Here is an 18,050-nt window from a genome sequence, read left to right as displayed (position 1 = left end):
CGCATAATAAGCTTCTAAACAGTCTGGCTCGAAAGGGAGTTAATCATGGCCGAAGCAGCTAGCACGTCGTTCGACGACACGAATAACGCCTTGCACGTTTCAAAAAGTGCCGACAAGTCCAAGGCGGGCGGCAAGCTGAAGAAGTCTCTTCACGCCAGACACCTAAACATGATTGCCATTGGCGGCGCAATCGGCACCGGCCTGTTCTTGGCATCCGGTGGCACCATCGCCGGGGCAGGCCCGGGCGGCGCGCTTCTGGCATATGGCGCAATCGGCGTCATGGTCTACTTCCTGATGCAGTCTCTGGGAGAGATGGCTACTTACTGCCCAGCTTCCGGAGCCTTCGAGGTATACGCCAGCCGTTATGTCTCCAAGTCCTTCGGCTTCGCGCAGGGCTGGAACTATTGGTACAACTGGGCGATCACCGTCGCCGCGGAATTGGTGGCGGCCGCGATCGTCATGCAGTACTGGGTGCCCGCAGACGTTGTTCCGCCGTGGATCTGGTCGGCCGGATTCTTGGCGTTCCTGTTCATTCTCAACGCGTTTACCGTTCGAGGATTCGGCGAGTCCGAGTTCTGGTTCGCCGCGATCAAAGTGATCGCGGTCATCACATTCCTGATTCTGGGCGTGCTTATGATCTTCGGAATTTTGGGCGGGCCCTCCCCTGGCTTCGGCAACTGGGCGATCGGCGAGGCGCCGTTCGTCAACGGTTTCTGGGGCATCATGGGCGTCTTCATGATCGCCGGTTTCTCGTTCCAGGGCACCGAGATGATCGGCATCGCAGCGGGCGAAACCGACGAGCCGGAAAAGAACGTCCCGAGGGCAACCAGAGCCGTGTTCTACCGCATCCTGCTGTTCTACATCGGCGCCATCGCCGTCATTGGTTTCCTGCTGCCCTACACCGAGCCGTCCCTGCTGCAGTCAGCGACCGCAGACACCTCAACCGCCGAGGGCCTGACGCAGGCGGTCACCACCTCGCCGTTCACTCTGGTATTCGAGCGTGCCGGTATCGCCGGAGCTTCCGCGGTGATGAACGCGATCATCCTCACTTCCATCCTGTCCGCTGGCAACTCCGGCGTGTACGTTTCGACGCGCATGCTCTACGCCCTCGCTAAGGAGCGCAAAGCTCCGAAGTTGTTCGCGAAAGTCACCAAGCACGGCGTTCCGCTGGCCGCACTGATCGCCACTTGCTTGGTTGGTGCCGCTTGCTTCGCCACGTCGAGGATCGGGTCCGGAACAGTCTACGTCTGGCTAGTTAACGCTTCTGGCCTGGCGGGCTTCATCACCTGGATGGGCATCGCCTGGTCGCACTACAAGTTCCGCAGGGCATTCCGAGCGCAAGGCCACGACCTCTCCGAGCTGCCGTTCAAGGCCCCCTGGTACCCGGCCGGCCCGCTGATCGCACTGGGCATGTGCGCGGTGGTGGTCGTTGGTCAGTCGTTAGACATCATCCGCAGCGACTTCTCGTTCCTGCAGTTCTTCAGCATCTACCTCGGACTCTTCTTGTTCCTTGGCATCTGGATCGGCCACAAGATCGTTACGCGGTCCCCGAAGGTCCACCCGCAAGACGCAGACCTTTCCAGGCACGCCTAAAACAGAAGCAAAGCGAGCCCGTACGCACCAACGCCACCAACGATAGAGATCAGCATCTGGTGGCGCCAAAGGTGCAGCGCTGCGGTGACGACGATGCCGATTACGGCCGGCACCAAGCCGTCGTCGACGATGCCAGAGAACGAATAGACGACGAGAATCACCATCACGCCAACCGGCATTAGCCGCCCCAGTGTGTTTAATGTCTCGTTGTCGGCGAGCCACGCGCGCACGACGAACGGGGTCAGCCTCAGTCCGAAAGTGCCGGCAAACATGATCGCGATGAGGATCCAGGTATGCGCGTTGATCTCGAGTTGTGCGGGAATCATTTCAGCCACCTTCCGCCTACCACCGAGATGACCGCATATGACGTCATCGCGCCTACCATCATGTAATCGGGTATTAAGAGTTGGGCGGCTACCCCGCATACCAGGGCGATCGAGAACAATAAGGCAGGCTGCCGGGCAGTTTCCAGGGCCTCGATCGAGAGCACAACGAATAGCGCGGTCAGGGCAAACCCCATCCAGGAAAGATCCCAGGGAAGCTTTGAGCCGACGACTGCGCCCAGAGTCGTTCCAAATACCCAGTACAAGTGGCAGAAAAGCTCAGTAAGAATTATTCGTTTGCCGCTGAAATCCTTCGCGCTTGGATGGCTAAGTAAAGCCCAGGCCTCGTCCGTCAGCGCATGCACAGCGTATGGCCTAGCCGCAGGATTAACCTGCCGAATCGGGACGGAAAGGCCATAGAAAATGTGCCGGAAACTGACGAAGAAAGTTGTCAAAGCGGTATTAAAGAAAGATGCTCCGCCGGTGATCAGCCCGACAGCAATGAACTCCATCGAACCCGAATAGATGATCATTGCGGTTATAGTCGCCAACCACAAAGGAAACCCTTGGCTGACCGCGAATAACCCGAACGCTATTCCCAGGGGCACGTAGCCCAAGCCAATCGGCAACGTTTCTCGCACGGCAAGCCGCAAATCAGTAGTCGCCATGCTGCACAATCATAAATACGTCCTAGCCATAGCTTCGGACGCTTCCAACGAGTGGGATCAAATGTATATGCCAGCCACCAACACCGCTAGTGCCATTAGCGATGCCCCGCCAAGCAGCAAAAATGCAACATCGAAACGCTTACCGCGCACGACTAGCAACCCCGCCCTCTCGGGTGCAGCCACCGCGCGATAAGCACTGGCACACACAAGCGCGAATCCCATGATGAAGGTCCCCTTGCGCCAGTACTTAAGAATGACCAGAACGACGCCGACGGAAAAGATCGCGATGATGAAGGCTAGGGCCCAGAAGGACGGATATTCGGGTTGTTTCTGATGCCCCTTTGCCTCGATCTTTTCGATCTGCTCGATTTCGTCGTTCATCTAGGATCCGCTCCTAGCCTTGCGCGATGTCGACGACGTTGCGCAGCAGCATGGCCCTAGTCATCGGGCCAACTCCACCCGGATTGGGCGTAACCCAAGATGCCTTCTCCCAAACGTCATCGGAGAGATCTCCGCGGATCTTCCCGTCGACTCGGCTAACACCTACGTCCACCAGCACCGCACCGGGTTTGATCATGTCTGCCGTGACGGTATCCGGCTTGCCTGCAGCAGTGATGATGATATCCGCCTGACGGGTGTGCGCCGCCAATTCCTTGGTGCCGGTGTGGCACTGGGTAACGGTGCAGTTTTCGCTGCGCCGGGTCAGCAATAATGACAACGGACGCCCTACGGTGATCCCTCTACCGACGATGCAAACTTCTGCCCCGTCGAGAACAATCTGATTGTGCCTCAGGAGTTCCACGATTCCGCGCGGAGTACATGGCAGCGGAGCTGGCTCGTTTAGGACAAGTTTGCCGAGGTTGACCGGGTGCAGACCGTCGACGTCTTTAGCCGGATCGACCAGGCCCAAAAAGCGATTCTGATCCAGCCCTTTAGGCAGCGGCAGCTGAACAATGTAGCCGGTGACATCGGGATTTTCGTTCAGTCCCTCGATCGCTTCTTCGAGCTGACTCGCGGTGGTGTCTGCGGGCAGATCGACCCGCACGGAACGGATGCCGACCTGCTCGCAGTCCCTGTGCTTCATGCGAACATAGCTCTGGCTGGCTGGATCGTCGCCGACGAGAACTGTTGCCAGGCCGGGACGAGCCCCTGCGACAGCGAGCTTTTCGACCCGCTGGGACAGCTCCACCTTAATATCGGCGGCTAGCGCCTTGCCATCTAGCTTGTTCGCACTCAATTCAGTCTCCTGATGAACTAGTGAAGGAAGTGACGGTTGCCGGTCATGTACATCGTGATTCCGGCAGCCTTAACAGCCTCGATGGTCTGGTCGTCGCGGATTGAACCGCCAGGCTGGACGATGGCTCGCACGCCCGCATCGAGCAGGATCTGCGGGCCGTCGGAGAACGGGAAGAAGGCGTCGGAAGCTGCGACCGAACCCTTGGCGCGATCGCCGGCCCTCTCCACGGCCAAACGGCAGGAATCGACTCGGTTCACCTGGCCCATTCCGACACCAACGGAGGCGCCGTCATCGGCAAGCAGGATGGCGTTCGACTTAACCGCACGAACAGATTTCCAAGCGAACTCGAGATCGCGGAGCATCGCCTCGTCTGCGGGTTCGCCACAAACAAGTTCCCAGTTGGCGGGATCGTCGCCGGGAGCGTCCAGGCGGTCTGGCTGCTGAAGCAACATACCACCAGAAATCTGCTTGGTGGTGAACTGCGGGTGCTGATAGGCAGGAGCGATCAGAATCCTGATGTTCTTCTTACCCTCGAGGATTTCGACAGCGCCCTCGTCATAGGAAGGCGCAATGATGACCTCGGTGAAGATTTCGCTGACCTGCTTGGCCATCTCGACGCTAACCGGGCGGTTCGTGGCGATAACGCCGCCGAAAGCCGAAACCGGGTCACAAGCGTGAGCTTTGCGGTGTGCCTCGGCGATATCCGCACCGATAGCAATTCCGCACGGGTTTGCATGCTTGATGATGGCTACGCAAGGCTCCTCGAAGTCGTATGCGGAGCGGTAGGCAGCATCGGCATCCTGATAGTTGTTGTAGCTCATCTCCTTGCCGTGCAGCTGCTCGGCCTGGGCGATGCCGGCAGGAACCGAATCGTCGCGGTAGATGGCTGCGGGCTGATGAGAGTTTTCGCCGTAGCGCAGCGCGTGCAGCTTGTTCCAGGCGCCCGGAACGAAGGTCGGGAAGCCATCCTCGTTGGCTTCGGCGATGTTTTCGGCCATCCAGCGCGAGACCGCTGCGTCGTATTCGGCCGTGTGGGCGAAGGCTTCGGCGGCAAGATTCTTGCGCTCGGTGAGGGTAAAGCCCCCAGCCTTCACGGCAGCAAGAGCAGACTCGTAACGAGCCGGTGACGTGATGACGGCAACCGACGGATGATTCTTCGCTGCGGCACGAACCATAGAAGGCCCACCGATGTCGATCTTTTCGATGCAGTCGTCGATGCTGGCGCCGCTCGCCACGGTTTCGGAGAACGGGTACAGGTTGACAACCACCAGATCGAACGGTTCGACACCAAGCTCTTGGAGCTGCTCGCGGTGCGAGTCCAGACGACGGTCCGCGAGGATGCCAGCGTGGATGCGCGGATGTAGCGTCTTGACCCTGCCGTCCAGGCATTCGGGGAAGCCGGTGATTTCTTCAACCGCTGTTACTTTCACGCCGGCGTCGCGAATTGTCTTGGCCGTGGAACCGGTGGAGACGATCTCGACTCCTGCATCGGCTAGGCCCTTTGCGAATTCGGTGATCCCGGTCTTGTCGAAAACCGAAACCAAAGCCCTCTTGACCGCGTTGCGATCGCTCATTTGTTGCTGCCTTCCTTTGCTAAAAATTCTTCGCGAAATCGTTCACTACTTCTTTGAGCAGTTGACGCTCAACAACCTTGATGCGCTCGTGAAGCTGCGCCTCATCGTCTTCTGGCAGCACCTCCACGGGGCGTTGCGCGATGATCTTTCCGGTGTCGACTCCGTCGTCGACCATAAAGACCGTTGCACCGCTGACCTTTACTCCGGCTGCGAGCGCGTCGCGGACACCGTGCATTCCGGGAAAACTTGGCAGAAGGGCAGGATGGGTGTTTATGCAGCGACCGCCGAAGGCATTCAGGAAGTTAGCGCCCAAGAGCTTCATGAAACCCGCGCTAACCACTAGATCGGGAGAGAACTCGGCAACCTTGGCGCTAAGTTTTCGATCCCATTCTTCGCGGTCTGCGCCCTTAGCTAGGGGCAACTCGAAAGTCTCCAGACCGGCATTTTTAGCCCGAGTGATTGCTCCACAGCCGGGCACGTCAGAACCGACCGCAACTATTTGCCCCGCCAGCTGCCCATCTTCTTGGGCATTAATTAAAGATTGCAGAAGCGTTCCCGTACCGGACGCCAAAACCACCATTCTCACTTGGCCAAGTCTAGCCATCCGAGCTCTCTTCGGGTAGCTCGGTGGGCTTTGCGACTTGGACTTTCGGCAGGATTCGACGAACCCCTAATAACGAAGCGGTGAGAGTCGAAGCGCACAGCGAGCCTAAACCGAGCAGTGCGGGAGCGAACGTCGCTAGCTCCGGAAGCCTCGGCCCGACGTCTACCAACCTGACGCCACCAAGGTCTCCGGAAGAAAGATAACCGAGCACAACTAGCGCCATGCCAGCGAAAATTCCCGCAACTGCTCCCCACACAGCGGCGCTGAAGAGACAATCTACCTGCTTCATCTGACGGCGAATAAAGACGTAGCCGCAAACGGCACCTGCCAAGACTGGCGCCACCAACCAAGCACTAAAGCCGGCCGGAGTGCCGCCGGGATCTGGAAAAGCACCGAGCAGCGGAAGCGCGGGAAGCAATCCAACCTCGGTTGCTGCTGGCGTGATCACCGAATCCGCGCCGAAGCTGAAGCCAGCCCCGCTCACCCAAGACATCACCCAGATTAGGGCATTCGGCAGCCAAGCCAACTGCGTCAGGGCCAGCAGAACCGAATCTAGACCACCAACGCCCAAGGATGCAGCGATAGTTGCGACCTTTTCGCGCCCGCCGATTAGCGCAGCGATTAATGCCAGACAAGAAAAGAACAACAATGTGAAGATGCCGGAAAGCACTGCCCACCCTAAATCCCTGATCGCCCTCGGAACGATTGACCAGTGTGCGGCGTGTTTCAGACTAAAGAAACTCAACAGCACTCCGACGATCGCCACCCGCAAAAGAGCACCCCACGACGCCTGACCGCTAAGCGCCAAGACGAGCAGCCCGATTGCAGCGTATGTCAGAGCAAACCCGCCGGTCAGCTTAGCCACGAAGCGCATCTTTTTATCGTCGTCGCTCAACTCATTCGAGCCCAGGGTGCGGGGAAAAACCAGCTGGCAAGCGACGTGGGAAAGGACGAAAAGCAAAATCGTGAGCAATAGCGGGAAAAGACTCATCTGCCCGGCTTCTAGGCCTATCGGCACCCCGCTGACGAGCAGCCAGATGTGCCCCGAGACCGCGAACGGGACCGATTCGGTGTATTCGGAGTAGGGCAACCACGCGATCACGGAAGAAATCAAGATGGCCATCAGGGACACCAATACGACGCTCGCTGCAGCCCCGGGCCCCGAGATATACCAGGGGATGTTCTTTGCAGATCCCCGAAAATCACTGACCCTCGCCAAGCCCACAACTTGGCTGGTCTTGGCCCGAAACTGTTCTTTGGCCTTCCTGGCTTTAAGCGAGGACTTACTGGAAATCTTCATTCCTGAATCATCGCCGCGCTTGCCGAAGCCGAATTTAGCCATGTCCAATCCCCCGCCTAGAGCTTTTCCATCGGAGCATAGCGAAGCGCGAGGCGCTTCTTGCCGAGAGACCCGAAGTCGACATCAACCGTGGCGTTCGAGCCAGAGCCGTTGACGGCTAGCACGTCGCCCATTCCGAAGCTGGTGTGTAACACCCTGTCGCCAACCCGCAACTGGTCCTCGACCTTCGGTTTGCCCCGGCCGGAACCAAACACCGAGGCCCCCTCATCGTGACTGGGCCTGGTCGGCTTGTTCTGCCATGCTGACACATCGTGGCCCGTGCGTCGCCAATCGATCAGCTCATCGGGGATCTCCTCGACGAAACGGCTAACCGGGTTGTAGCTGGGCGAGCCCCAAACCGAACGCACAGAAGCCCGAGTCAGGTACAGCCTCTTGCGAGCGCGCGTGATGCCCACATAGGCGAGCCGGCGCTCCTCGGATAGCTCTGACCTGTCCCCCATTGAACGACTGTGCGGGAAAACACCGTCTTCGAGCCCAGTCAAAAACACTGTGTCGAATTCAAGGCCCTTCGCGGTGTGCAGCGTCATCAACGTCACCACTCCGAGGCCGTCGCCCGCATCGGGGATCTGATCGGAATCGGCCACCAACGCCACCCGCTCAAGGAATGCTGCCAGAGATTGGTCCGGCTCCGCCATTCCGCCAGCCAGACCACCGGCCTCGAGGTGCTCATCCACCTCTTCTAAATCCACTGCCCCGGCCTGGGCAACAAACTCTTGGGCGACGGCGACGAGCTCGACGAGGTTCTCGACGCGCGTCTCGTCTTGCGGATCTTTCGAGGCCTTCAGTTCGTCCAAAAGGCCAGATTCTGTGAGGACGGCTTGGAGGACGTCGCTGGCTACCGAGCCGTCAGCATCCAGTTGACGCCAATGTGCCAGCAATTCGCTGAAAGCCTTTATCTGGTTTCTCGACCTGGTGGCGATGCCAGGAATTTCGTCGAGGTTGGCGATCGCCTCGCTCACGCTCGATTGGTTGTAAGCGGCGTAGTCTTGCAGAGCCTGCTGTGCGCGGTCGCCGATGCCTCGCTTCGGCGTGTTGATGACCCGAAGCAGCGAGACGTCGTCCGCGGGGTTCGAGATCGCCCGCAGATATGCGATGGCGTCGCGAACCTCTTTTCGTTCGTAGAAGCGCACTCCCCCGACCACCCGGTATGGCAGGCCGACCCTGATGAAAACTTCCTCAATCGGCCTCGACTGGGCGTTCGTACGATAGAAAACCGCCACGTCTGAATACTTGTGGCCATCTTCCACAAGCTGATCGATCTCTTGCGCAATATAGCGAGCCTCATCGTGCTCGGTGTCGGCAACGTAGCCGACGATTTTTTCGCCGTCGCCAGAGTCGGACCAAAGATTCTTTTCCGGACGCCCAGAGTTGTGCTTAATAACCGCGTTAGCCGCGGAAAGCACGGTCTGCGTGGAGCGGTAGTTCTGCTCGAGAAGAATTGTTTCCGCGCCCGGGAAGTCTTTCTCGAAGTCGAGAATATTGCGAATTGTGGCACCCCTGAACGCGTAAATGCTCTGGTCGGAGTCGCCCACTACCATGAGCTCACTAGGCACAATTACCGGCTCACCCTCGGGCGTCGGGAACTGTCCACAGAGCTGTTTGATCAGCATGTACTGTGCGTGGTTTGTGTCCTGATACTCGTCCACTAATACCTGACGGAAACGCCTGCGATACTTTTCGCGGATGTCCGGGAACTTTTCGAAAAGTTCGACCGTGAGCATGATCAAGTCGTCGAAATCTAGTGCGTTTGCCGCCTTCAGCCTCCGCGCGTACTCCTTGTATGCCTCGGCCATAATCTCGACGTTTCCGCTCGGGCCTTCGCCATTTTCTGCAGCAGCAGCCGGGCCGATCAACTCGTTCTTGCAATTGCTGACCCAGTTTTGCACTTGCTTTACCGGGAATTTTTTCGGATCGGTGCCCTGGTCTTTGAGCACCATGGTCATCAACCGCTTAGAATCGGTGCTGTCGTAAATCGAGAAATTCTTTTTGAAGCCCAGGGCATCGATTTCGCTGCGCAGGATTCGCACGCATGCAGAGTGGAACGTCGAAACCCACATCGACTTAGCCCTGTTTCCGACTAGATCTTGAACCCTTTCGCGCATCTCCGCGGCGGCCTTGTTGGTAAAGGTGATGGCCAAGATAGAGCCGGGATGGACACCACGGGCCCCGACCAGGTAAGCGATTCGCCTGGTCAGCACTCGGGTTTTGCCCGAGCCAGCGCCCGCGACAACTAGAACAGGCCCACCCTCGTGAAGGACTGCCTTGCGTTGTTGATCGTTGAGGCCATCCAAAAGCTCGTCGCTATCCACAGGGGCAGGACTAGACTGCGGCGCGGCCTGAGGCTGTTGCGGCGCCGGCTGATCGAATATTGAGAACGGTGACTGCTGATTCATCATTTCGCCCTCAAGCATAATGTCTGCCACCGACAAAAAATTATCGCCGGCACCGCCAGGTTAGAAACTTACTTAATGGGACCGATTTCCTGGGTCAGGCTGATCCATTTTTCCAAGAGCTTTTCACCGCTGCCATCGTCGATTGCTTTGGCTGCGCGATCCAGCTTGTCCTTCATCTGATCGACGATCGGGGCCTCCAGGTCGGGGCCATCCCAGGCGAGAAGGACTGCAGCTGCGTTCAGCAACACGATGTCGCGAATGGGGCCGGTCCTTCCGGCAAGCAGATCGCGCATTACCTGCGCGTTCATCTTCGGCTCTCCGCCGACGAGCTCTTGAGGCTCCGCAGCGCGAAGGCCCAGTTCGGCTGGGTCTAGCTGAGTAGTGACGATCTTGCCTTCGTCGAACAGCCAGACATCGGACGGCATCGTGGTGGTCAGCTCGTCCAGACCGTCTTCGCCGTGGAAGACCAAACCGCGATCGCCACGGCCAGCCAGCACTCCGGCTACCAGATCGGCGATGTACTTGTTTGCCATACCGATTGCTTGGCCATTCGGTCGAGCAGGGTTGGTTAGCGGCCCAAGGAAGTTGAAAGTGGTCTGCACGCCAAGTTCGCGACGCGTCGGGGCCGTGTGCCGCAAAGAAGAGTGGTACATGGGCGCAAACAGGAAGACGATGCCGCATTCGTCGAGCACGCGTTGCTGATTTTCAGGGGCTACCATCAACTCAAGACCGAGCGCCTCGAGGCAGTCTGCTGTGCCGCACATGGAGCTGGCAGCACGGTTACCGTGCTTGATGACCTTGGCGCCCGAGGCGGCCGCAACCACGGCGGCCATCGTGGAAATATTCACGGTGTTGGCACGGTCGCCGCCAGAGCCGACGATGTCAACCGCGTTGCGGGAAAGCTCGATGGGACGCGCTTTAGCAAGCATTCCGTCGGCGAGGCCTGCGACCTCCTCGACGATTTCACCCTTCGCGCGAAGAGCAACCATGAATCCGGCCATGATCGCTGGCGAAACATTGCCCGAAAGAATCTCAGACATAGCCCAAGCGGTGTTTTCCTGCGTCATGTCTTCGCCGTTGATGAGGCTAGTCAGCAGGTCTGGCCACGTCGGAGCCTTGTGAGAATTTGTTACTGTCTGAGAATTTTCCATATTTCACGAATACCACATTCGGGCTATGCGGCAAGTCCCAGTCCGAGCGGTGTCTGCGATTAGCTTTGTTCGACGTGTCGGCTGGAAACGCCAGGTTTGATGCGGTCGCTAGACAACGGCGTGCGGCGTCCACTGCGATGATCTCTTACCGCCTGGGCAACGACCTGCGGCAGGGTTAGCGGATCGAGCGGATATGGCGCGACCGCTTCCGCCTTGCTCCAAGCGGCCATCCACGAGTCGGCCTGCCTAGCAACCAGCAGCACCACAGGGGCCGGATCGGCCAACTCTTCGCGCATCTGACGCGAAATTCCCATGCCGCCCGGAACTGCCTCGCCGTCCAGAATTGCGACGTCGTAAGCGTCCTTATCCAATGATTTAAAAAGCGCCGGCTGAGTCGCGAACTCGAAATATTCGAGTTCGGGCAGGTCTGGAGCAATGCGACGACCCAAAACGGTGCGCACCTGCTCACGAACTGTTCTGTCTGACGAGTAGAGGACTACTCGCAACTTTTCGCCTGACATGTTCTGCTGCGTCTTCGAAGCGCTCATGCTTGAACTCTACCTCATGTTTTATTTTCTAGATTAAAACTGCGACTGCAGTACCATAACCCATCGGACTAAAGCCTTAGCACAAAAGTTCAGATTATTAGGTCAAATAGTTCAAGTTAATGACACAATGAGGTGTGCATTTCATTTCCTCTCCATTGGGGCATGAACTTACTTATAACGATGTGTTCATGATGCCGTCGCGCAGTTCGGTGCCCTCACGCATGGACGTCGACCTCACCTCAAACGATGGGCTTTCACTAGGCATCCCCTTGGTTATCTCTAACATGACCGCGATTTCCGGACGGAGGATGGCCGAAACAATCGCACGAAGAGGCGGCATAGCGGTTCTCCCCCAGGACATTCCCGTTGACGTTCTTGCCCGCACCATAAAAAAGGTGAAGAGCTCCCCGACCGTTTTTGAGACCGCGGTGACCGTCTCACCGAACGACACGATCGCCACTGCGCTCACGCTCATGCCGAAGCGGGCACACAACGCCGTTGTCGCCGTCGACCAAGACGGGCGCCCGCTCGGCATCATGACCAAGGCCGAGGCGCAGAACGTGGATCGTTTCTGCCAGGTTCATCAGGTGATGTTCCCGGTGCGGACGACCGTTTCGTCGCAGACGGGCCCGCAGGAAGTATTCGAGGCCCTCGAGGAAAATCACGAGCACCTGGCCATAGCCGTCGACGACGATGGGCGCCTGATCGGCGTGATGACCAAAAAAGGGGCGCTCCGATCTACTATCTACCGCCCGGCACTAGACGCTGATGGCCGGCTCAAGGTTGGCTGTGCCATCGGCATTTCCGGCGACGTCCAGCGCCGCGCGCTCGCGCTTTTGGAGGCTGGCGCAGACGTGATCGTCCTCGACACCGCCCACGGCCACCAGGACCGCATGATCGATGCGCTACCCAAGGCCCTCGAGGCTCGAGACGCTTTCGAGCTGGTCGCGGAGAAGCGAGTGCCGATCGTTGCAGGCAACGTCGTCACAAGAGGTGCAGTGATCGACCTGATAGAGGCCGGCGCAGACATCGTAAAGGTGGGCATCGGCCCGGGCGCTATGTGTACGACGAGAATGCAGACCGGCGTTGGACGTCCGCAGTTTTCTGCGGTTGTAGAGTGTGCGGCCGCAGCTAAAGACTTCGGGAAATCCATCTGGGCCGATGGTGGAATCCGATATCCCAGAGACGTTTCGTTAGCGCTCGCCGCGGGCGCCGGCTCCGTGATGATCGGCAGCTGGTTCGCCGGCACGCACGAGTCCACCGGAGAGATGCTGCAAGATTCCGAGGGCCGCTATTACAAGGAATCGTTCGGGATGGCCTCGAAACGTGCAGTTCGCAACAGGACCAGAGAAAAGACCGCATTCGAGAGGGCGCGTGCCGCGATTTTTGAGGAAGGCATCAGCTCGTCGAAGATGTATCTGGACGTCGAAAGGCCTGGCGTTGAGGACCTGGTCGACTTCATCACGTCCGGAGTTCGCAGCTCCTGCACCTATGCGGGGGCCTCGAACATGCGCGAATTGGCCGAGTACGCAGTGGTCGGCGCTCAGTCGCCCTCCGGTTACGATGAAGGGCGACCGCTAGACACCAGTTGGCGCTAGATCAGTGGAATGAGTCGCCGCAGGCGCAGGTGTTTTGCGCGTTCGGATTGTCGATGGTGAAGCCCTGAGCCTCGATGGTGTCGACGAAGTCGATGCTCGCGCCCATCAGGTATGGCTGGCTCATCTTGTCGACGACGAGGTTGATGCCCTCGTATTCGTCGACGATGTCGCCGTCCAGCTTGGTGTCGTCAAACTGCAGCTGATAGCGCAGTCCAGAGCAGCCGCCTGGCTGTACTGCGATTCGCAGGGCAATGCCGCTGGTGTCGCCATCCTCGGCAGCCAGCAAAGAGGCGGCCTTTTCGACTGCTGCCGGCTTCAGGATCACGCCGGTGTTGGTCTTGGGATTAGTCATTATCTAGCTCCAATCGGTTAACAAAAATATTCAACACCTAAAAATCTAGTTTGATTCCCCGACTCAAAACACATTCGAATGAAGCTGGTGCAACTACTGGCTAGGCTTGAATGAATTTCACGATAGGTAGACTTATTATTAAGCACTAACTTCTCGCTAGAATGGAGCCCCATGGGACTTTTCAGGCCTTATAAGCGCGATGGTCGCTCAGAGGAAGAAACTAAGGACAGCTCGCCTACTGTGGGCAAATCCGAGCCGACACCGACGCGCAAGCAGGCCGAGGCCGATCGCATGAATCGCCTTCACCCGCAGCCCAACAGCAAAGAATTCAAGCGTCGCAAGCGAGAGATCCAGGCACGCCAGCGCGAGCGTCGGTGGGCCGAGATCGAGAATCAGCCCGAGCGCGTCCTAGCCCGCAACTTCGTCGATTCCCGCTGGAGCCTCTGCGAATTCATCATGCCCGGCATGTTGATTGTGCTCGCGGTGAGCATGTTCGGAGTGCGCCTCTTCTGGCTGGTTCAAATCGCCACCTATGCCCTGTGGGCGATGGTGTTGGCCATGATCGTCGAGGTCGCTTGGTGCTGGAGCAAATTCAAGAAGGTGCTCTACTCGCGCTACCCCAATGCGGATAAGCGCGGCATGCTCGGCTACATATGGAGCCGCATGATGCAGCCTCGCCGTTGGCGACGCCCCGGCACCGCAATCAACCGCGGCGATCCGTACTGATCCCTAAGCTCATTCGACCCCGGCAGCCTTATCTAGGTGGAATACTTGAATCATGTTCACCTGGAAACCGCAAATGATGGACGGCCCGCTCTATGACGTCGAGGACCTCGCAGACACCGGGATTGATAAGGAATTTGATAGCCGCGCCGAGGCCGAGGAATGGGTAACCCAAAACTACGAACTCCTCGAGGAACTCGGCGTGGAGGCAGTGAGCCTTTATGAAGGCGAAGAACTGCTCTACAAAATGGCACTAGCTGCCGAATAATCTAGGAGGAAAATTGACTGACAGCAGTTTCAATGCTGAGAAGTTCAACCCCAATCGTCACGCCCTTCCACCGGTCTCGCTGACTGATAAATTCGAGGCCGACGACGTCGTCATCGGTGCCGTGGGCAGCAAACCGCAGCTCATCGGTCTGCCGGAATCTGTGGACGGGATCAAAGCGGAGGTAATCGCCGATTTCTTCGCTAAACAGGGCATCAGCTCCGGCGTGGGCAAGATCACTTCCCTGACGCTGCACAACCTTCGCCTGCTGGCCATCGGTCTCGGCGACGACGTCGACGTCTCCCCCGAACAGCTGCGCCGCGCCGCAGGCTCCGCAGTCCGCGCAATCGGTTCGGCCAGCTACGCCAACCCGCGCAAGGTGGCTATTTCGCTTGACGCGGTTTCCCCGGAGCAGATCCAGGCGGTTGCCGAAGGCGCCCTCCTGGCGGCCAACAAGTTCGCCAAGATCAGTGGCGAGCCCGTCAAACAGCAGATAGGCGAAATCCTGATCGTCACCACCAAGACCGACGCCAACAATGAGGCAATTGAGCGCGCGGAGAAGACCTCCAGCGCCGTTTGCGTGGCCCGCGATTGGACCAACCTCCCTCCGAACCTGATGGGCCCGCCGGAATTCGCCTCCCAGGTAAGCGGATACATGAAGGACGTCAAGGTAGACGTCGAGATCCTCGACGAGAAGGCTCTTGCTAAACAGGGCTTTGGCGGAATATTGGCCGTCGGCGGCGGTTCTGACCGTCCCCCGCGTCTAGTCCGCGCAAGCTACAACCCGCGGGGCGCCAAGAAACATCTGGTGTTGATCGGTAAAGGCATCACCTTCGATTCGGGCGGCTACAACCTGAAGCCGGCCGGCTCCATGATCACCATGAAGAACGACATGTCCGGTGCAGCCGACGTGATGGCAGCTATCCACGCCATTGCCGAGCTCGGGCTGAACGTTCAGGTGACCGCTTATGGCGCGATGGCCGAGTCGCTGGTTTCCGGGCGCGCCTACCGTCCTAGCGACGTCATGACCATGCACGACGGCACGACCGTCGAGAACGGCAACTCCGACGCGGAGGGCCGCATAGTTTTGGCGGACGCAATTTCCCGCGCGAACCAGGACAAGCCCGACCTGATCATCGACGTCGCCACCCTTACTGGCGCATGCGTCTCGGCTCTGGGCGACCGCGTTTCTGGCCTGTTCGCGAGCTCCGATGAGGTCGCCGACCAGGTGTTGGATGCCGCCGAGATTTCGGGCGAACAATTCTGGCAGCTGCCGATCACCGATCACCTCCGTGCCGAGATCAAGAAGTCCGAGGTTGCAGACCTGCTGTCCTCCGGTTCTCGCATCGGCGGCCTGATCTACTCCGCAGCGTTCCTTGAGCACTTCGTCGCCGATGGCGGCAACTGGGCTCACATGGACGTCGCCGGCCCGGCTTGGAGCGACTCTGCCTATAGCTACATTCCTAAGGAATCGACTGGCACCAGCGTTCGCACACTGATAGCTGTTGCCCAGCAGATGGCTAACTAATTAATCGGCGGGTGTTTGCGCCCTCTAGACTTGGCGTCGAAGTCACGCTTGCGCTGGGGATACGGCACAACACCCGCCTGATAAGCCGGTATCCCATTTTTCTTGGCGAAATCGAATGCCCAGCTTTCTGATTCGACTGATCTGCGCGTCGATTCGCCTTCTTTATCTATCAGCAGGATTGAGGCCTTGTTGAACCCCGCGGCGCACTCTACCCAAGCCTCCACCCCCTGCCTACTAGCGATGAAGTCCTCGAGGTGAGTCTTCGTGGCGTCGGGTATCGTCGCCTCGGCTCGGGCTATCTGTGCCCGGCGCCGGCCTCGTCTAAAAAATCTCATAAGTCCCACCTGGCTAATTATTGCCCGAACATTCCGACTTTGCTATTAGGCTAGGTTTCGAAAGATTAACGTGCTGCGAAGGAGCGTCCGTCAAATGTCGACCGAAGTAACCCTGCCCGCTCTGGGCGAAAGCGTCACCGAAGGAACCATTTCGCGCTGGCTTAAAGAAGTTGGCGAGCAGGTTTCGGCACAGGAACCGCTGCTCGAGGTGAGCACCGACAAGGTGGACACCGAAGTGCCGTCCCCGGCAAGCGGCACACTGTTAGAAATCAAGTACAACGAGGATGATGTCGCCGAGGTTGGCGCGGTCATCGCAATCATCGGTGACGCCAACGAGGCCCCCGCCGTCCCTGCACCGGCGGCTCCAGCCCCCGCGCAGGCAGTAGCTCCTGAGGCACAGGCCCAGCAGGCGCCAACAGGTCAGGCGAGCGGCACCGAGATCAAGCTTCCCGAGTTGGGCGAAGGCGTCAATCAAGCGGTCATCGCACGCTGGCTCAAGGAGGTCGGCGAGGAGGTCGAGGCAGGCGAGCCCGTCCTAGAGGTGAGCACCGACAAGGTTGACACCGAGATTCCCGCTCCCGCAGCAGGCACGCTACTTGAGGTTCGCGCGAACGAGGACGAGGAAGTCACCGTCGGCTCCGTTTTGGGCATCATCGGCGACGCTTCCGCTGCCCCGACTCCGCAGCCCACAGCGCCCGCTCCTCAGCAGGCAGCTCCCGCGGCACCACAGCCTCCGGCCCCGCAGCCACCTGCACCACGTCCGAGCGCTCCGTCTCCTGCGGCCCCGACTGCTTCGGCTCCCGCACCCGTCGCAGCGCCTCGCGCCGCTGGCAGCAAGGAAGTTTACGTAACGCCGCTGGTTCGCAAAATGGCTAGGGACTTGGGCGTCGACCTGAGCACCATCGAGGGCACCGGCGTTGGCGGCCGCATCCGCAAGCAGGACGTCCAGGCAGCCGCCGAGGCAGCAAAGGCCCCCGCACCTCAGGCCGCACCCGAAACCAAGCCCGCAGCAGGCACGCCGGCTGGTCACGACGAGGACAAGCGCGGCACCACCGAGAAGTTGCCGAGGATGCGTCAGATCATCGCACAGCGCATGAACGAGTCGCTCGAGACCGCTGCCCAGCTGACCGCCACCGTCGAGGTGGACCTGACCGGCATTGCGAACCTGCGCAAGAAAGTCAAGGACGATTTCCGCTCCCGAGAGGGGGTCGGCCTGACTTACCTGGCGTTCATCGCCAAGGCGACCGTCGAGACCCTGCAGAAGTTCCCGATCTTCAACGCATCGATGAGCCTGGAAGAAAAGACCATCACCTACCACGGCTCGGAGAACCTCGGCATCGCGGTTGCCTCCGAGAAGGGTCTGATGGTTCCGGTCATCAAGGAGGCTGGAGACCTGAATGTTGGCGGTCTGGCGAAAGCAATCGCCGACGTGGCCAAGCGCGTCCGCTCCAACTCCATCAAGCCGGATGAGCTTTCGGGTTCCACGTTCACCATCACCAACTACGGCGGCAACGGCTCGCTGTTCGACACACCGATCATCAACCAGCCGAACTCGGCGATCATGGGCACCGGCGCTCTAGTGAAGCGTCCGGTCGTCGTCACGGACGAGTTTGGCAACGACACGATCGCGGTTCGTCAGATGATGTACATCTCTTTGACCTATGATCACCGCCTGATCGACGGTGCGCTGGCCGGAGACTTCCTCTCTGCAATCAAGGCACGCCTGGAATCCGGTGATTTCGGCGCTGAATTCGGCGCTTAGTTAAACAACTAAAATTCTTGGGGCTCGACCATCGTC

Annotated in this window: 17 protein-coding genes and 1 pseudogene; 6 read left to right on the top strand and 12 right to left on the bottom strand. The window is 58.9% G+C overall.

Annotated elements, in window-relative coordinates; translation table 11 throughout:
• Positions 1–168: 168 nt before the first annotated feature.
• Complete coding sequence (locus G556_RS0104580) at positions 169–1,593, top strand: amino acid permease (RefSeq protein WP_233418189.1); 1,425 nt, start codon at positions 169–171, stop codon at positions 1,591–1,593.
• On the opposite strand, the gene G556_RS0104575 is transcribed toward G556_RS0104580, so the two are convergent.
• The 10 genes and pseudogenes from G556_RS0104575 to G556_RS0104530 all read right to left on the bottom strand — a co-directional run bounded on the left by G556_RS0104575 (position 1,590) and on the right by G556_RS0104530 (position 11,451).
• Entirely contained in the window at positions 1,590–1,919 is a 330-nt protein-coding gene (locus G556_RS0104575) for a branched-chain amino acid transporter permease (protein WP_016455507.1), read from the bottom strand. The two genes, G556_RS0104580 and G556_RS0104575, sit on opposite strands and share 4 nt — an antisense overlap.
• A complete protein-coding gene (locus tag G556_RS0104570) occupies positions 1,916–2,584 on the bottom strand; it encodes an AzlC family ABC transporter permease (RefSeq protein ID WP_036915979.1) in 669 nt (222 codons plus the stop codon). The genes G556_RS0104575 and G556_RS0104570 overlap by 4 nt, the downstream gene beginning before the upstream one ends.
• 57 nt (positions 2,585–2,641) lie before the next feature.
• Complete coding sequence (locus G556_RS0104565) at positions 2,642–2,965, bottom strand: DUF3017 domain-containing protein (protein WP_024110497.1); 324 nt, start codon at positions 2,963–2,965, stop codon at positions 2,642–2,644.
• Positions 2,962–3,821, bottom strand: a pseudogene (locus G556_RS0104560) (bifunctional methylenetetrahydrofolate dehydrogenase/methenyltetrahydrofolate cyclohydrolase). The gene G556_RS0104565 and the pseudogene G556_RS0104560 overlap by 4 nt, the downstream one beginning before the upstream one ends.
• A gap of 17 nt (positions 3,822–3,838) precedes the next feature.
• Positions 3,839–5,395, bottom strand: coding sequence for a bifunctional phosphoribosylaminoimidazolecarboxamide formyltransferase/IMP cyclohydrolase (gene purH / locus G556_RS0104555; protein WP_028821928.1), 1,557 nt, complete (start codon positions 5,393–5,395; stop codon positions 3,839–3,841).
• A 19-nt stretch (positions 5,396–5,414) separates the two neighbouring features.
• The gene (gene purN, locus G556_RS0104550; protein WP_016455502.1) at positions 5,415–5,999 is read right to left on the bottom strand and encodes a phosphoribosylglycinamide formyltransferase; all 585 of its coding nucleotides are present in this window, start codon (positions 5,997–5,999) and stop codon (positions 5,415–5,417) included.
• Positions 5,992–7,341, bottom strand: coding sequence for a cell division protein PerM (locus G556_RS0104545; protein WP_028821927.1), 1,350 nt, complete (start codon positions 7,339–7,341; stop codon positions 5,992–5,994). The genes purN and G556_RS0104545 overlap by 8 nt, the downstream gene beginning before the upstream one ends.
• Positions 7,342–7,355: 14 nt before the next feature.
• Positions 7,356–9,755 carry a DNA helicase PcrA gene (gene pcrA, locus G556_RS0104540; RefSeq protein WP_036916032.1) on the bottom strand — a complete coding sequence of 800 codons (2,400 nt, stop codon included), beginning with the start codon at positions 9,753–9,755 and terminating at the stop codon, positions 7,356–7,358.
• Between the two features lie 65 nt (positions 9,756–9,820).
• Complete coding sequence (trpD, locus tag G556_RS0104535) at positions 9,821–10,903, bottom strand: anthranilate phosphoribosyltransferase (protein WP_028821925.1); 1,083 nt, start codon at positions 10,901–10,903, stop codon at positions 9,821–9,823.
• A 59-nt stretch (positions 10,904–10,962) separates the two neighbouring features.
• Positions 10,963–11,451, bottom strand: a complete 489-nt coding sequence (locus G556_RS0104530) for a transcriptional regulator (protein ID WP_028821924.1) — start codon at positions 11,449–11,451, stop codon at positions 10,963–10,965.
• Between the two features lie 134 nt (positions 11,452–11,585).
• On the opposite strand from G556_RS0104530, the gene G556_RS0104525 reads away from it, so the two are divergent.
• Positions 11,586–13,049: a GuaB1 family IMP dehydrogenase-related protein gene (locus tag G556_RS0104525; RefSeq protein ID WP_028821923.1), complete on the top strand. Its 1,464-nt coding sequence runs from the start codon at positions 11,586–11,588 to the stop codon at positions 13,047–13,049.
• Between the two features lies 1 nt (position 13,050).
• Here G556_RS0104525 and G556_RS0104520 read toward each other — a convergent pair whose 3' ends face one another.
• Entirely contained in the window at positions 13,051–13,401 is a 351-nt protein-coding gene (locus tag G556_RS0104520) for a HesB/IscA family protein (RefSeq protein ID WP_016455496.1), read from the bottom strand.
• A 171-nt stretch (positions 13,402–13,572) separates the two neighbouring features.
• Between G556_RS0104520 and G556_RS11045 the strand changes: the two genes are divergently transcribed.
• From G556_RS11045 to G556_RS0104505, 3 genes are read left to right on the top strand one after another with little or no spacing between them, the layout of a single operon-like run.
• Positions 13,573–14,127 carry a DUF3043 domain-containing protein gene (locus G556_RS11045; protein WP_051176676.1) on the top strand — a complete coding sequence of 185 codons (555 nt, stop codon included), beginning with the start codon at positions 13,573–13,575 and terminating at the stop codon, positions 14,125–14,127.
• A 52-nt stretch (positions 14,128–14,179) separates the two neighbouring features.
• Positions 14,180–14,392 carry a hypothetical protein gene (locus tag G556_RS0104510; RefSeq protein ID WP_024110499.1) on the top strand — a complete coding sequence of 71 codons (213 nt, stop codon included), beginning with the start codon at positions 14,180–14,182 and terminating at the stop codon, positions 14,390–14,392.
• Between the two features lie 13 nt (positions 14,393–14,405).
• The gene (locus G556_RS0104505) at positions 14,406–15,917 is read left to right on the top strand and encodes a leucyl aminopeptidase (protein ID WP_028821922.1); all 1,512 of its coding nucleotides are present in this window, start codon (positions 14,406–14,408) and stop codon (positions 15,915–15,917) included.
• On the opposite strand, the gene G556_RS0104500 is transcribed toward G556_RS0104505, so the two are convergent.
• On the bottom strand, positions 15,914–16,252 hold the full coding sequence (locus G556_RS0104500) for a hypothetical protein (protein ID WP_036915975.1): 339 nt from the start codon (positions 16,250–16,252) through the stop codon (positions 15,914–15,916). The genes G556_RS0104505 and G556_RS0104500 overlap by 4 nt on opposite strands.
• Before the next feature lie 94 nt (positions 16,253–16,346).
• Here G556_RS0104500 and sucB point away from each other — a divergent pair, with 94 nt between their 5' ends.
• Positions 16,347–18,014 (top strand): 2-oxoglutarate dehydrogenase, E2 component, dihydrolipoamide succinyltransferase, encoded by a 1,668-nt coding sequence (gene sucB / locus G556_RS0104495; protein ID WP_016455491.1) that lies wholly within the window; start codon positions 16,347–16,349, stop codon positions 18,012–18,014.
• Positions 18,015–18,050 lie beyond the last annotated feature (36 nt).

The sequence above is a fragment of the Propionimicrobium lymphophilum DSM 4903 genome (assembly GCF_000423485.1).
Taxonomy (GTDB): domain Bacteria; phylum Actinomycetota; class Actinomycetes; order Propionibacteriales; family Propionibacteriaceae; genus Propionimicrobium; species Propionimicrobium lymphophilum.
The sequence above is the reverse complement of the archived record's forward strand: the minus strand, read 5'-3'. Positions and strand labels throughout refer to the sequence as shown.